Source organism: Ferrovibrio xuzhouensis (assembly GCF_042648965.1).
Taxonomy (GTDB): Bacteria; Pseudomonadota; Alphaproteobacteria; order Ferrovibrionales; family Ferrovibrionaceae; genus Ferrovibrio; species Ferrovibrio xuzhouensis.
In genome coordinates, this window is the sequence record NZ_JBHRYJ010000001.1 from 1 (window position 1) to 14,594 (window position 14,594).

General features: G+C 65.7%; 16 protein-coding genes. 2 read left to right on the plus strand and 14 right to left on the minus strand.

What is annotated here, in order from left to right; translation table 11 throughout:
• A partial coding sequence (locus tag ACFOOQ_RS00005; RefSeq protein WP_379719863.1) for a LysR family substrate-binding domain-containing protein occupies positions 1-838 on the plus strand: 838 nt, incomplete at its 5' end.
• A 405-nt stretch (positions 839-1,243) separates the two neighbouring features.
• On the opposite strand, the gene ACFOOQ_RS00010 is transcribed toward ACFOOQ_RS00005, so the two are convergent.
• The 5 genes from ACFOOQ_RS00010 to ACFOOQ_RS00030 are packed head-to-tail and all read right to left on the minus strand — an operon-like array spanning position 1,244 to position 4,313.
• Positions 1,244-1,591 carry a YkvA family protein gene (locus ACFOOQ_RS00010; RefSeq protein ID WP_379719866.1) on the minus strand — a complete coding sequence of 116 codons (348 nt, stop codon included), beginning with the start codon at positions 1,589-1,591 and terminating at the stop codon, positions 1,244-1,246.
• Between the two features lie 59 nt (positions 1,592-1,650).
• Positions 1,651-3,180 carry an IS66 family transposase gene (tnpC, locus tag ACFOOQ_RS00015; RefSeq protein WP_379719869.1) on the minus strand — a complete coding sequence of 510 codons (1,530 nt, stop codon included), beginning with the start codon at positions 3,178-3,180 and terminating at the stop codon, positions 1,651-1,653.
• Positions 3,181-3,227: 47 nt separating this feature from the next.
• Complete coding sequence (gene tnpB, locus ACFOOQ_RS00020; RefSeq protein WP_068176754.1) at positions 3,228-3,554, minus strand: IS66 family insertion sequence element accessory protein TnpB; 327 nt, start codon at positions 3,552-3,554, stop codon at positions 3,228-3,230.
• Between the two features lie 26 nt (positions 3,555-3,580).
• On the minus strand, positions 3,581-4,024 hold the full coding sequence (gene tnpA, locus ACFOOQ_RS00025; protein ID WP_379719873.1) for an IS66-like element accessory protein TnpA: 444 nt from the start codon (positions 4,022-4,024) through the stop codon (positions 3,581-3,583).
• 37 nt (positions 4,025-4,061) lie between these two features.
• Positions 4,062-4,313: a DUF411 domain-containing protein gene (locus tag ACFOOQ_RS00030; RefSeq protein WP_379719876.1), complete on the minus strand. Its 252-nt coding sequence runs from the start codon at positions 4,311-4,313 to the stop codon at positions 4,062-4,064.
• Positions 4,314-4,714: 401 nt separating this feature from the next.
• On the opposite strand from ACFOOQ_RS00030, the gene ACFOOQ_RS00035 reads away from it, so the two are divergent.
• Positions 4,715-5,011, plus strand: coding sequence for a helix-turn-helix transcriptional regulator (locus ACFOOQ_RS00035; RefSeq protein ID WP_379719879.1), 297 nt, complete (start codon positions 4,715-4,717; stop codon positions 5,009-5,011).
• On the opposite strand, the gene ACFOOQ_RS00040 is transcribed toward ACFOOQ_RS00035, so the two are convergent.
• From ACFOOQ_RS00040 to ACFOOQ_RS00080, 9 genes are all read right to left on the minus strand, one after another.
• Entirely contained in the window at positions 4,965-6,221 is a 1,257-nt protein-coding gene (locus tag ACFOOQ_RS00040) for a tyrosine-type recombinase/integrase (RefSeq protein ID WP_379719882.1), read from the minus strand. The two genes, ACFOOQ_RS00035 and ACFOOQ_RS00040, sit on opposite strands and share 47 nt — an antisense overlap.
• A gap of 292 nt (positions 6,222-6,513) precedes the next feature.
• On the minus strand, positions 6,514-8,073 hold the full coding sequence (guaA, locus tag ACFOOQ_RS00045) for a glutamine-hydrolyzing GMP synthase (RefSeq protein WP_379719885.1): 1,560 nt from the start codon (positions 8,071-8,073) through the stop codon (positions 6,514-6,516).
• Between the two features lie 59 nt (positions 8,074-8,132).
• Positions 8,133-8,642, minus strand: coding sequence for a tetratricopeptide repeat protein (locus ACFOOQ_RS00050; RefSeq protein ID WP_379719888.1), 510 nt, complete (start codon positions 8,640-8,642; stop codon positions 8,133-8,135).
• Between the two features lie 31 nt (positions 8,643-8,673).
• A complete protein-coding gene (locus ACFOOQ_RS00055; RefSeq protein ID WP_379719891.1) occupies positions 8,674-9,165 on the minus strand; it encodes a tetratricopeptide repeat protein in 492 nt (163 codons plus the stop codon).
• A 58-nt stretch (positions 9,166-9,223) separates the two neighbouring features.
• Positions 9,224-10,501: an RsmB/NOP family class I SAM-dependent RNA methyltransferase gene (locus ACFOOQ_RS00060; RefSeq protein ID WP_379719894.1), complete on the minus strand. Its 1,278-nt coding sequence runs from the start codon at positions 10,499-10,501 to the stop codon at positions 9,224-9,226.
• A gap of 5 nt (positions 10,502-10,506) precedes the next feature.
• Positions 10,507-11,967 (minus strand): IMP dehydrogenase, encoded by a 1,461-nt coding sequence (guaB, locus tag ACFOOQ_RS00065; RefSeq protein ID WP_379719897.1) that lies wholly within the window; start codon positions 11,965-11,967, stop codon positions 10,507-10,509.
• 11 nt (positions 11,968-11,978) lie between these two features.
• Positions 11,979-12,713 (minus strand): transglutaminase-like domain-containing protein, encoded by a 735-nt coding sequence (locus ACFOOQ_RS00070; protein WP_379719900.1) that lies wholly within the window; start codon positions 12,711-12,713, stop codon positions 11,979-11,981.
• A gap of 73 nt (positions 12,714-12,786) precedes the next feature.
• Entirely contained in the window at positions 12,787-13,515 is a 729-nt protein-coding gene (locus tag ACFOOQ_RS00075; RefSeq protein ID WP_379719903.1) for an RlmE family RNA methyltransferase, read from the minus strand.
• Positions 13,512-14,558 (minus strand): Ppx/GppA phosphatase family protein, encoded by a 1,047-nt coding sequence (locus ACFOOQ_RS00080; protein WP_379719906.1) that lies wholly within the window; start codon positions 14,556-14,558, stop codon positions 13,512-13,514. The genes ACFOOQ_RS00075 and ACFOOQ_RS00080 overlap by 4 nt, the downstream gene beginning before the upstream one ends.
• Positions 14,559-14,594: the final 36 nt, after the last annotated feature.

Genomic DNA, 14,594 nt, shown 5'->3' on the forward strand with positions numbered 1-14,594 from the left:
CGCGACGACAGACACCGCTCGGGGCGAAAAACGCTTGCCCAGCGAGCAAAATCAGGCGATCTTGAAGTCAAGCGGCGGGCCACTTGGGGAATGTCGGCTTACATATGCGGGCGAAAGGTTTCTCAGTCGCGCGCGCAAGGCGATCACTCAGATTGGCTATGCCGCCAAGGATGTGGGGGCGATCGGTCGCGGCGAAGAGGGCGTGGTGCGGATCGGCATCTTTTCCTCGCTCGCGTCCGGCTTTCTCGCGGAGTTACTCTTTGCCTACGGCGCCGAACATTCGGGGGTGCGCCTCGATTTTATCGAGGGCGGTCCCGGCGAGCACATCGCCTCCGTGCAGGGTCACCGGATTGATATCGCATTCTTGACGGGGCCGCCTGACGTGGCAGGATGTGACGTAGCGCATCTTTGGAACGAGCGGGTCTTTGTGGCCCTTCCGCAAGATGATGAATTGGCGGACCAGGACGAAATTTCATGGGACGACCTTCGTGGTCGGCACTTCATCGTCAGCGAAGCCGATCCAGGGCCGGAGATCCATGACTACCTGGTCCGACACCTCGCCACGTTTGGCCATCACCCGAGCGTTGACCGACACGGTGTCGGCCGGGATAACCTGATTCAGTTGGTCGCTCTCGGTCGACAATTAACTCTGACCAGCGAGGCAACGACGGCCGCCCATTTTCCCGGTGTCGTCTACCGGCCGCTCGCAACTGAAACCTTGCCCTTCTGCGCAATCTGGTCACCCAGGAACGACAATCCAGCCCTTCGGCGCCTGCTGAGCCTTGCGAGGATGATGTCGGAGAATTTCAAGTCTCGCTCTTTGGCCCGAAAAGCCTAGACTTTTCTCCGAGTGGTCGGGCCATCCGCCGGAATAGTTTTTTGACCGGTTGCAATGCCCCCGATCCCTAGCGATGAAGCGCTCAGCACTAGGGCCGAGTCCGCCACCCATGATGACGACCGCCTAGTCCAAGCAATCGGCAATAGCGCGCGAGACACGATCAATGACACCGGCGAGCAGATGGTCCGCCGCAAGTTGAACATCGCACCGAAGCCAGCGTCACGCTCCCACCCCGTGCCGACATCATGCTGCTCGGCCCTTCGGACGGACTGAAATCAGACCACCTGCGGCCCACGATAGCGTGCAAACACCTCGCTGCGCACCAGGCGCAAAGAGAACGACTTCGTAGGTCTCGGCCAGCGTTCCGAGAACCGTAAGCGTCGTCTGGAAGGCACGGCTTGAGCGTCACATTGCACTTGGCGGCCATAGCCACCAGAGAAGCAAAGCGGCGGTCGTCATCCACGCTGCGAGGACGAGAGCGAGCCCCAAGCGGCTGGTGGGTCGATCGAGCTGCAGCGTTGCCGCCTCTCGGAACTCGGTCATCAGCATCGGTGGCACGAGGCGGACAGCCAGCAGGATGCCGAGCGGCACGATGACGACGTCGTCGAGGTAGCCCAGCACCGGCACGAAGTCCGGGATCAGATCGATGGGCGAGAGCGCGTAGGCGGCGACCGCCGCCGCGACGATCTTGGCGAGGGTGGGCGTGCGCGCATCTTGGGCGGCAAGCCAGAGCGCCAACACGTCGCGCTTCATGCGCCGTGCCCAGTCACGCAGCCTCGGCCACCAGCCCAGATCGCTATCGCCTGCCATGCTCAGGCCACGGCCTTGAGCGGCGCCGGCGCGTAGGCCCAAGGCAGGAGCTCATCGAGCTGGCTCTGCGGGTGGCCTGCGACGATGCGGGTGATGACGTCGGCGAGATAGGCTTGCGGGTCGACGGCGTTGAGCTTGCAGGTCTCCACCAGTGAGGCGATGACGGCCCAGTGCTCGGCGCCGCCGTCGGAACCGGCGAAGAGCGCGTTCTTTCGATTGAGCGCGATCGGCCGGATAGCGCGTTCGACGACGTTGGAGTCGATCTCGACGCGGCCGTCTTCGAGGAAGCGGCTGAGCCCCGCCCACCGCGGAAGGGCATAGCGGATGGCCTCGGCGAGCTTGCTCTTCTGGCTGACGAGAGCGAGCTTCGCCTTCATCCACGGCTCGAGCGCATCGACGATCGCGCGGCTTCTCGCTTGTCGGATATCACGACGCTCCTCGGCGGATCGGCCGCGGATGTCGCCTTCGATGCGATAGAGTTCGGCGATGCGCGCGAGCGCTTCCGTCGCGATCGGCGCGGGACCGGCCTGCGCGAGATCGTAGAACTTGCGTCGGACATGGCTCCAGCAGAACGCCAGGCTGACGGCATTGCGGTCGGCCAGGACCTTGTAGCCCGCGAAGCCATCGACCTGCAGCGTGCCGACGAAGCCTTGAAGGTGCCGGACCGCCTGCTCGGCCTTGCGGTCGGGCGCGTAGAGATAGGCGACGCCCGGTGGATCGCCGCCGCCCCAGGGTCTCTCGTCGCGGGCGTAGGCGAAGAGCTGGCCGGTCTTCGTCCGGCCGCGGCCCGGATCGAGCACCGGCGCCGTCGTCTCGTCGGCGAAGAGTTTTGTCGACGCCTTCAGCCGCTCGAACAGCCGCGCATGGACGGGTCGCAACAGGAAGGCTGCCTTTCCGACCCAGTCTGCCAGCGTCGAGCGGTCCAGGTTCACGCCCTGCCGGGCATAGATCTGGGCCTGGCGATAGAGCGGAAGATGGTCGGCGTACTTGCTGACCAGCACGTGGGCGACGGTCGCCTCGGTGGGGATGCCGCCCTCGACGAGCCTGGCGGGCACTGGGGCCTGCACCACGACCTCCTCGCAGGCCCGGCAGGCGTATTTTGGCCGACGCGTCACGACCACCCGGAACTGAGCCGGCACGATGTCGAGCCGCTCCGAGACATCCTCGCCCATGACGTGGAGCTGTCCGCGGCAGCAGGGGCAGGCCTTGTCGTGGACATCGACAACCTGCTCGACCCGCGGCAGGTGTGCAGGCAGCGAGCCGCGGTTAACGCGACGCTTCCTGGCCCGCTCAGCTCGCTTGGCAAGATCGGCAGCTTCCTCGCCGGCGAGGCCCTCGGCTTCGATCTGCTCGGCCTCCTCCAGCCCCAGCAGCAACTGGTCGATCGGCAGGCTCTCGGCCCGACGGCCGAAGCGATGGCGCTGCAGCTCCTTGATGATCTGCCGCAACCGCTCGTTCTCGGCACGCTCGGCCGCGAGCATCGCCCGAAGCGCGATTGGATCACTGGTCAGTGGGTTGGCCACGTTGCTCACGAAGCCGATTCAATCATGGATTACAGTGGCTTGCCAGCGCTGAGCGATCAACTTGCCGCGACGGGGACCCGCGTCTCGCGCCGCTCATGCACGCGGCGCCAGTCGAGACCTTCAAGCAGCGCCTGCAACTGCGCCGCGGTCAGCCGCACGACGCCATCGGCGATGGCCGGCCACTGGAACTTGCCATCCTCCAGCCGCTTCGAGAACAGGCACACGCCCGTCCCGTCGAAGTAAACCAGCTTGATCCGGTCGGCCCGGCGCGCCCGGAACACGTAGACGGCGCCCGAGAACGGATCGGCGCCCATGCTCTCGCGTACCAGCGCGGCCAGGCCCTCCGCGCCCTTGCGGAAGTCGACCGGCTTCGTCGCGATCATGACGCGGACCGCCCCGGTCGGGCCAATCACGAGCCGCCCTTCAGCGCGCCGATCACCGCCGCGATCGCCTTCGGGCTCGCCCCCGAACCAACCCGCACCACGACGCCGTCGATCTCCAGCTCGATCCCGTCGCTCAATCGAGCAGCAGACCTTCGACGACGCCTGGCGGGTTGCTTGACCGGAGGTGGCGCCGGGGGAGCCGCCTCGATCACCGCGGGGACGAATGGCGGCAGCGTTGCGCCTGCGGAACCCTCGTCAATCCGCGCATCCCGGCGCCAGCCAAAAACTTGCTGAGGCCGCAAGCCATACTGACGTGCCACCTCGGACACGATCGCACCAGGCGCCAGAGTTTCTTCCAGAATCCGCGCCTTCTCATCGGCCGACCAGCGACGCCGGCCGCCCGCACCGTTGATCACCTCGATACGGCGCGGTACCCGCTCAGGGTCAAGCGTAAGGTCAAATCTAGACACAAAAAGATCCCAAATCAGAGATCCTCAGCGTCGCTCTTCAGCGGCGGCGGCGAAAGGTGGGGTTCAGACGACGCTTACCGAGAACCTCCATGCTTGGACAGCCGACCGGCATGTCTGCAACCGCCAGACCTGTCGCCTGTGGACGCTCGGTGAGCAGTCGCGTCATCGCGTAGGCCGGGACATGCCCCTCGATGACGTAACCGCCGACTTCAGCCGTGTGGCAGGAAATCAGGGCCTCGGGCACGCCGAGCTTGGCCTTGAGGGGAGCGAGGTCGGCGGCTTCGACCACGTCGACCGGGAATCCACCGGATATCAAATGCGTGATCCAGCCCCCGCAACCATCATAGCGCACAGCGCTGAGAGAGGACGCTCTGAACTCGCAGCGCCGCATCGAACGCATCTAAGGAGAGGATGGTGCGGGTGGTCGGAATCGAACCGACGCTCATTTCGGAACTGGATTTTGAAGGGAGTCGCATCTACCAACGCCGCTCAGCTCTTTGAGTCGGAATCTTCAGCAAATCGTACCTGGTGCGATCCGCGCGCCTGTGGGCCACCGAGTCGGCACAGAGTGTCACCATCCGATATGCACGCCACAGCCCGCCAATTCCCGATTGGTCGACGTGAAGGCTTCCAACTTTCCGCATCTATTGTTTTCTATCTCCTCACCCGCCTATCAAGAGGAGATGCAACATGAACGCTACGGCGAACACACCCATCAGAAGAACAATTAGACGGCAGCAGTTGCGTGAGATGGTGCCCTTGGCTGACAGCACGATCTACGAAATGGAACAGCGAGGCGAATTTCCGAGACGCTTCGCTTTGACCCCACGATGCGTGGTTTGGGATCTCAGCGAGGTTCAGGCATGGCTCGTGGCCCGTCGCTCAAAACCAATTCTCCGCGCGCCCGGCCCCGACGTGAAGCAACGCCGGGCCCGTCCGGTTAAAGGGCCGGATCGGGCTCCAAGATCGGCATTGACGGTGGGATGAGCGTCGGCACGTACTTCTTGCCATCGACCCACGCATCCAAGATGTCCGACCATTCCTGCATCATGTGTCGACGCTGCACCTCATATTCGGCCTTGTTGTAGACCCCACGCGACGAGCGCCCGTCCTCATGCGCCAGGCACTTTTCGATCCAGTCGCTGTTGAAGCCAAGTTCGTTCAGCAGAGTCGAGCCTGTCCGTCGCAGGTCGTGAACCGTAAACGGCTCCAGGGGCAAACCTTCAGCCTTCGCGCGTTCTACGACTGCGTAGGTCACCCGGTTGAAGGTAGCGCGCGACATCGGAGCATCTGCGTCGTACCGCGACGGCAGAAGGTATCTCGAATTGCCTGCACAGGTTTTCAGGGCGATCATGATGTCAAGCACTTGGCGCGACAGGTAGACGTTATGCGCCTTCGAGCGCTTCATCCGCTCCTTCGGGATCGTCCAGACGGCATTCTCGAAGTCGACTTCTTCCCATACTGCGTCCTGCAACTCGCTCTTGCGCACCATAGTGAGCAGGTAGAGCCGCATTCCCAAACGGATCGTGGGAAGCGTGGCGATGTGCTCGAGCTGCTTCAACATCACTCGAATTTCAGAGGGCGAAAGCGAGCGGTCCTTCGGCACGAAGGTGGCGATCGATGCCGGCCCGACTTCGTCGGCCGGGTTGGCGACCTTTTCACCATGCAGGATCGCGAAGCCGTAGATCTGCTTCAGAATGTCTCGTACGTGGATAGCCGTCGCCGGAGCACCGCGGTCAACGATTTTGCCGCAGTGGGCTCTTAGATCGTCTGGCGTGATCTCCGTCAGGAGACGATTGCGCCAGACCGGCAGAAGCTCGCGCTCGAAGATCGAACGTCGCATGGCACGCGTGCTGTCGGCCATCGGCGCGCCAGTCAACCACGTCTCCCCGAACTCGCCAAAGCTCTTCGCTTCCTTCAGCCGCCGCTTGTCGCGCTGCTTTTCGATCGCGGGCGATCTTCCTTCGCCGATGGCGCGCCTCGCGTCGATGCACTTCTCGCGTGCCCGGGCAAGGGAGATTCCATCGCGTCCGTACCTCCCCAGATAGACGGTCTCCCGACGGCCGTTGAGTCTGTAGTCCAGGCGAAACGAGATCGCGCCGCTGGGCATGACGCGCGCATACATGCCGTCGCGGTCCGCAACTTTGTAAATCTTCTCTTTTGGTTTCAATGCCTTGAGGGCGGCGTCCGTCAGCATCTCTACTGCCTCCTGAAAAGTACCGTCAGCACAATTTCGGAGGCTCGTGGCAGATATTTTCTTTTGATTTCAACAGCTTAAAACGAAAAAAGTACCGTCACGAGCCTCATTGACCGTGACGGTACTTTGAAAAATTCGGTGAAGCAATATGCCGGAGGCCCGTCAGGCGGGCCGCCAGAGCCAAACTCCGCGTGCCGATAGTTGCCGATTGCTCACAGACATATTTATTTTTATTTTCAATGGCTTGTGTCGCAGCCCAGCGCATTTTCGGATACGCACGGATAGGGAAAAATCATTCCCACTCAATCGTGCCGGGCGGCTTCGAGGTGATGTCGTAGGTGACCCGGTTGATGCCGCGCACCTCGTTGATGATGCGGGTGGCGACGCGGCCGAGAAAGTCGTGCGGGAACGGGAAGTAATCCGCCGTCATGCCGTCGGTCGAGGTCACCGCGCGCAGCGCGCAGGCCTGGTCATAGGTGCGGCCATCGCCCATCACGCCGACGGTACGCACCGGCAGCAGCACGGCGAAGGCCTGCCAGATCTGGTCGTAGAGGCCGGAGCGGCGGATCTCGTCGAGATAGACGGCATCCACCTCGCGCAGCAGGTCGAGCTTTTCCTTCGTGATGTCGCCGGGGATGCGGATGGCGAGCCCCGGCCCCGGGAAGGGATGCCGGCCGACGAGGGATTCCGGCAGGCCGAGTTCGCGGCCGAGCATGCGCACCTCGTCCTTGAACAGTTCGCGCAGCGGCTCGACCAGCTGCATGTTCATGCGGGCCGGCAGGCCGCCGACATTGTGGTGCGACTTGATGGTCACACTCGGCCCGCCGTGGAAGCTGATGCTCTCGATCACATCCGGATAGAGAGTCCCTTGCGCGAGGAAGTCGGCGCCGCCGATCTTCTTGGCTTCCGCCTCGAACACGTCGATGAACAGGCCGCCGATGGTCTTGCGCTTGGTCTCCGGGTCGCTGACCCCGGCGAGCCTGCCGAGGAACAGCGCGGAGGCGTCGTGATGCACCAGCGGGATGTTGTAATGGTCGCGGAACAGGCGGACGACTTCCTCGCCCTCGCCCTTGCGCAGCAGGCCGTGGTCGACGAAGACGCAGGTGAGCTGCTCGCCGATCGCCTCGTGGATCAGAACGGCAGCCACGGAGGAATCGACGCCGCCGGAGAGGCCGCAGATCACGCGGCCCTTGCCGACCTGCTCGCGGATCTTGGCGATGGCCTCGTTGCGGAAGCCCTTCATGGTCCATTCGCCGTTGCAGCCGGCCACCTTGCGCACGAAGTTGTGCAGCAGCCTGGCGCCATCCAGCGTGTGCATCACCTCGGGGTGGAACTGCACGGCGTAGATCCTGCGCACATCGTCGGCGATGGCGGCGAACGGCGAGCCGTCGCTGACGCCGACGGCGCGGAAGCCGGTCGGGATCTCGGTGATCTTGTCGCCGTGGCTCATCCAGACCTGGTGCTTCTCGCCCTTCTTCCAGACGCCGTCGAACAGGCCGCAATCGTCCCTGATCTCGAGGAAGGCGCGGCCGAACTCGCGGTGATGCCCGGTCTCGACGTCGCCGCCGAGCTGCATGCAGATGGTCTGTTCGCCGTAACAGATGCCGAAGATCGGCAGCCCGAGCTTGAACGCCTGTTCCGGCGCGCGCGGCGCGAATTCTTCCGTGGTCGATGCCGGACCGCCGGAGAAGATGATGCCCTTCAGCGTGCCGTGGTCATTGACCATGTCCAGGCATTTATCCGCCTTCTGGAACGGCACGATCTCGCAGTAGACGCCGGCCTCGCGCACGCGGCGGGCGATCAGCTGGGTGACCTGCGATCCGAAATCGATAATAAGAATGCGCTCCGCCATCGGCGTCTTGAAACTCCTCTGCGTGAGTTGAACGGGCTGCGCAGGCTCGACGGCTGGCGTCAGCTCGGCTTGGCCGCCTTGAAGGCGGCGATCTTGTTTTTCAGTTCGGTGTATTCGGGGCAGCCGAAGGTGCACAGGCCGTCGAGCGCCTTGAGCTGCTCTTCCGCCTTGGCCAGGTTGTCGGTCTTCAGATAGGCCTCGCCCAGATATTCATGGGCGCCGCGATGCTTGGGGTTGATCTGCAGAGCCTGGTTATAGGCCACGAAAGCCTTTTCATAGTCGCCCTGGTTGCGCAAAGCATAGCCGAGCCAGTTGAAGGCATCGGCGTTCTTCTCGTCGCGGGCGACCACCTTCTGGAACAAAGGCACGGCCGCTGCCCAGTCCTTGCGGTCGATGGCGGCCTTGCCGGCGGTGAAGTCGGGATCGGCCGGGCCGGTGATGGCCGAGGAGCTGTCGCTGTTGCTGCCCATGGCGAAGACCGGCCGTGCCGGCAGCCCTGCGATCAGCAGGACGGCGAGCACGACGGCGGCCAGGACAGCGGCGGAATGGGCGATGCGGAAAGCGGACATGGACAGCTCCTCGACGATCTTCCGGGTTGCGTCAGCTCGGCTTGCCGGCCTTGAAGGCGGCGATCTTGTCTTTCAGCTCGGTATACTCGGGGCAGCCGAAGGTGCAAAGACTGTCGAGCTTGCCGAGCTGCTGTTCTGCCATCGGCAGGTTGTTCATCTTCAGATAGGCCTCGCCCAGGTATTCATGGGCGCCGCGGTGCTTGGGGTTCACGGCCAGCGCCCGGCCATAGGCGATCAGGGCATTCGGGTAGTCGCCCTGGTTGCGCAAGGCATAGCCGAGCCAGTTATAGGCATCGGCATTCTTGTCGTCCCTGGCCACGACCTTCTGGAACAGCGGGACGGCCGTCGCCCAGTCCTTGCGGTCGATGGCGGCCTTGCCAGCGGTGAAATCCGGGTCCGCCGGCGCCATCACCTGGGGGGAATCGCTGCTGCCGCCGGCCGCCTGGGCGAGCGGGGCGGACAGGACTGCGAGGCCGAGGAATGCGGCGGAAAGCAGGAGAAAACCGGGGCGGAAAGCGGTCATGGTGGGGATCCTTGATACGTTGCGAAGTATACCCGCCCGGACCATGGGGCCACCACCCTCAGCCCGCCCGCCGCAGCGCCACGGCGAAAAAGCCGTCGGTGCCATGCCGGTAGGGGGTCAGGGACAGCCTGGTGCCGGACTGTATACGTTGCACGGTTATAGTGTTCCCCCAGACCTCGGACAGCGGCAGCTCCGTAAACTCCCCGTGATGCCCGAGGAAGCGGTCGATCTGGTCGCCGTTTTCAACCGGCAGCACCGAGCAGGTGGCATAAACCAATACACCGCCCGGTTTCACCAGCCGGGCGCCGTCGTCCAGCAGCCCGGCCTGGCGCCGCAGCACCTCGTCCAGGCTGGCCGGGTCATAGCGCCAGCGCGCCTCCGGGTTGCGCCGCCAGGTGCCGCTGCCGGTGCAGGGCACATCCAGCAGCACGCGGTCAGCCCGTCCCTCCATCTCCTGCAGGAAGCGCGGCAGGTCGTCGGCCTGGTGCACCGTCGTGTTGCGCACCCCGGCGCGGGCCAGCCGGACCGGCAGCCGGGCCAGCCGGCGCGGATCGTTGTCGATGGCGTGCAGCTCACCCTGGTTGCGCATGGCCGCGGCCAGCAGCAGGGTCTTGCCGCCGGCGCCGGCGCAGAGGTCGACCACCGTCATGCCCGGCCGCGCATCGACCAGCAGGCCGGCGAGCTGGGCCGCCTCGTCCTGCGGTTCGATCAGGCCGTCGCGGTACAGCATGTTCATTTCCAGCCGCACCTTTTCCGGCACCCGGATGCCGAGCGGCGAAAACGGCGTCGGCGCCGCCGCGATCTCCTCGCCGCGCAGCTGCTCCAGCAAATGCTCGCGGGTCGCCTTCAGCAGGTTGACCCGCAGGTCGAGCGGCGCCCGGCCGTTCAGTGCCGCCAGCTCCATGTCGGTGTCGGACCCGAAGGCGGCTTCCGCCAGCGGCAGCACCGCCGCCGGCAGGTTGCCGCGCGCCCAGAGCGGCGCGTCCTCGTCGGACGGCAGCCGGGCCAGGGTGGCGGCCTCGGCGTCGTCCAGCACCGGCGGGGCATATTTGCCGCCGTCGCAGAGCCGCTGCCATTCCATCAGCGGCGTCGCGGCATCGGCCATCACCAGCAGGCGCGGCGTGACCGCGGCGCCGGCCGCCTCCAGCCGCCAGCGCCGCATGCCCTGGTCGCGCAGCACGGCATAGACCTGGTCGGCGATGGCGCGGCGGTCCTTGGAGCCGGCATAGCGGTTGTGTTTCTGCCAGTCGGCCAGCACGCGGTCGGCCGCCGCCGCACGCTCAAGAATGCTGCCGATGATGTCGATGCTCGCGGCGAGCCGCGCAGCCGGGGTCACGGGCGTTACGACTCCTGCCGGTAGTTGGGGGCCTCGCGGGTGATCGCCACGTCATGCACATGGCTCTCGCGCAGGCCGGCAGACGTGATCCGCAGGAAGCGGCAGTTCTTGCGCATGTCGTCGAGCGTGGCATTGCCGGTATAGCCCATGGCGGCGCGCAGGCCGCCGACCAGCTGGTGCAGGATGGTGCCGACCGGACCCTTGTAGGCGACACGGCCCTCGATGCCCTCGGGCACCAGCTTCAGCTTGTCGCCGACTTCCTGCTGGAAATAGCGGTCGGCCGAGCCGCGGCCCATGGCGCCGAGCGAGCCCATGCCGCGATAGGACTTGTAGGAGCGGCCCTGGTAGAGGAACACCTCGCCCGGCGCCTCGTCGGTGCCGGCCAGCAGCGAGCCGATCATGCAGGCGTTGGCGCCGGCGGCGATCGCCTTGGCGAGATCGCCGGAGAACTTGATGCCGCCATCGGCGATCACCGGGATGCCGGCCTTGTCGGCGACGGCGACGGCATCGGAGACAGCGGTGAGCTGCGGCACGCCGACACCGGCGACGATGCGCGTGGTGCAGATCGAGCCCGGGCCGATGCCGACCTTGACGGCATCGACGCCGGCATCGATCAGCGCCTTCGTGCCCTCGGACGTCGCGACATTGCCGCCGATCACCTGGGTGCGGTTGGAAATCTTCTTGATCGCGGCGATGGTCTCCAGCACGCGGCTGGAATGGCCATGCGCGGTATCGACGATCAGCACGTCGACGCCGGCATTCATCAGCTCCTGGGCGCGCTCGATGCCATCGGCACCGGTCGAGACGGCGGCGGCAACGCGCAGGCGACCCTGCTCGTCCTTGCAGGCGGTCGGATACTGCCGCGCCTTCTCGATATCCTTCACGGTGATCAGGCCGACGCAGGCGAATTTCTCGTCGACCACTACCAGCTTCTCGATGCGGTGCTGGTGCAGCAGGCGCTTGGCCTCCTCCATCCCCACGCCCTCGCGCACGGTGATCAGCGGATCGCGGGTCATCAGTTCGTAGACCCGCTGGTTGTTGTCGGTGGCGAAGCGCACATCGCGGTTGGTCAGGATGCCGACCAGCTTGCCGGCTTCTTCGGTGACCGGAATGCCGTGGATGCCGTGGCGTTCCATCAGCGCCAGCGCGTCGGCCAGCGTGGCATCGGGGCGGATGGTCAACGGGTTGATCACCATGCCGGATTCGAACTTCTTGACCGAGGAAACCTCGCGCGCCTGTTCCTCGATACTGAGATTCTTGTGGATCACGCCGATGCCGCCAGCCTGCGCCATGGCGATGGCCATGCGTGCCTCGGTCACCGTGTCCATCGCGGAGGAAATCAGCGGAATGCCCAGCTCGACGGTCCTGGTCAGCCGGGTCCGGGTGTCGACTTCGGTCGGCAGCACGCTGGAGGCGGCGGGCTCCAGCAGGACATCGTCGAATGTATAGGCTTCACGGAACTGCATCGGTGGCTCCTTCAGGCGAGTCGGGGCGAGGGCGTGTCGTGGTTCTGGTTTTCGGCGGCGGCTTCGGCAGCGAAATCGCCACCCGGCTTGGTGTTTTCCCGGCGCTCTTCCCGCATCAGGTCGGGATAATGGGTCAGCATGGCTTCGCGCCATTCCGCATAGGGCAGATCGGCGAAGCTGCCGCGGTCAGCGATATATTCCATGTGGCGGCGATTGTCGGCATCGAAGGGATGGAAAACCGAGTCCGTTTCGCCGTCGAAATCGAGCGGCAGGACGCGGAATTTCTCGCACAGCTCGATGTTGAAGGCCGGCGTCGCCTTCACCCATTTGCCGTCGAGCCAGAGTTCGGTGAAGCCATGATAGAAGAACACATCGGTGCCCATGCTGGCCCGCAGCCGCGCGGTGGCGAGATGGTTCTTCACATCGGCGAGGCCGAGCCGGGCCGGAATACCCTCGGCGCGCGCCAGCGCCGCCAGCAGGATCGCCTTGTTGACGCAGAAGCCGTAGCCGCGCTCGATCACGCCCGAGGCGCGCATGCCGTCGGTGCTGACATCCACCGAATAGGGATCGTAGAGAAAGCGGTCGCGCACCGCATAGTAGAGCCGGACCGCCCGGGTCCTGGCATCCCCCTCGCCCGCTGCCGCGCGGGCCAGCGCGCGCACGTCGGCATGGTCGCTGTCGATAAAGGAGGTGGCGGCGAGGTAAGCCGGGTCCACCGCAGGATCGGACGGGGCCGACGCGGTCATTGGCAAGGCGACTCCCAAGGGGTGAAAAGGTCTTCCTTGCCGCGGAGGATATAGCCCCTCTTTCCGCCGGGGTCTAGGGCTTGTTTTCCCCTTCTGCGCCGCGGAATCCGGTGGCGATCACATAACTTTCCGCCGAATCGGACCGGCTGGCCGGGGGTTTCACATGGCGGACGGTACGAAAATTCCGCTTCATGGCATTCAGCAGGTCGTTTTCGGTACCACCGCGCAAAACCTTGGCAACAAAGGCACCGCCGGGGGTCAGCACGCGGACCGCCAGGTCGAGCGCCGCCTCGCAGAGCGCCATGATGCGGATATGGTCGGTCTGGCGATGGCCGGTGGCCGGTGCGGCCATATCGGACAGCACCACGTCGGCCTTACCGCCCAGTGCCTCAATCACCCTCTGGTCGGCGCCCGGGCTAAGGAAATCCTGCAGCATCAGGGTGGCGTTCGGGATCGGGTCGACCGGATTGATGTCGACGCCCAGCACGAAACCGCCGCCCTTGTCGCCGGCCTTCACCCGCTGCACGGCCACCTGGGTCCAGCCGCCGGGCGCGGCGCCGAGATCGACCACCCGGCCCCCCGGGCGCAGCAGATGGTACTTGTCGTCGAGTTCGGTCAGCTTCCAGGCCGCGCGGCTGCGATACCCGGCGGTCTTCGCCGCCGAGACGTAAGGGTCGTTGAGCTGGCGTTCCAGCCACAGCTTGGACCCCAGCGGGCGGCCACGCGCGGTCTTGACCCGCACCCGGGCGCGATGGCTGGGACTGCCCGGCGGGCTGCCGCTGTTCTCGCCGCTGCCGGTCATCGCCGTGCCCCCCGGTGGTGGTCGCCGCGCGTGCGGTCGCGGCGCATCAGTTCGACCAGCACGCCCTCGCGCACGCCACGGTCGGCAACCCGCAGGCGGTCCGCCGGCCAGAAGCGATGCAGCGCCTCGAGAATGGCGCAGCCGGCGACCACGAGGTCGGCGCGTTCCTCGCCGATGCAGGGATGCAGCGCCCGGTCGGCGATGCTCTGGCCCGCGAGCTGGCGCGACTGTTCGATCACCCTATTGAAATCCAGCCAGCAGCCATCGACCAGCCGCCGTTCGTAGCGCGGCAGGCCGAGCAGCACGCCGGCCAGTGTGGTGACCGTGCCCGAGGTGCCCAGCACCTGCACCCGGCCCTCGCGCAGATGGCCGGCCAGGCCGTGCCTGGCCTCGAAGGGCGCCAGCGCCTCGGCCACCTCCGCGATCATGCGGGCATAGCTGCCGCTGGCATGATCGCCGGCGCCGTAGCGTTCGGTCAGGTTGACGACGCCGTAGGGCAGCGAAATCCAGTCGATCACCTCGGTGCGCCCGCCGCCCGGCAGGCTGGTCCACAGGATCTCGGTCGAGCCGCCGCCGATGTCGAAGACGATGGCGTGGTCATGGGGCGGTTCCAGCAGCGGCGTGCAGCCGGCCAGCGCCAGGCGTGCTTCCTCGGCGCTGGTGATGATGTCGAGCGCGATGCCGGTGGCACCCTTCACCTCGTGCAGGAACTCGGCGCCGTTGCCGGCGCGCCGGCAGGCCTCGGTGGCAACCGCGCGGGCGACGGTGACGCCGCGGCGGGCCATTTTCTCGGAACAGATCTTCAGCGCATCGATGGTGCGCGCCATCGCGGCTTCCGACAGCCGGCCGGAGCTGCTCAGGCCCTCGCCGAGGCGGACGATACGCGAAAACGCCTCGATCACCCGGAACCCGTCGCGGGCCGGCCGGGCGATCAGCAGGCGACAGTTGTTGGTGCCGAGATCGAGGGCGGCAAAAACCGGCGGCGCCGCCCGGGCCTGCGCTGCGGCAGCAGGCCCGTCGGCAATCGATGCTCCGGTCGTCACAGCCCGGTTCCCGGGTGCGGCGGTATTTCAGGGGCG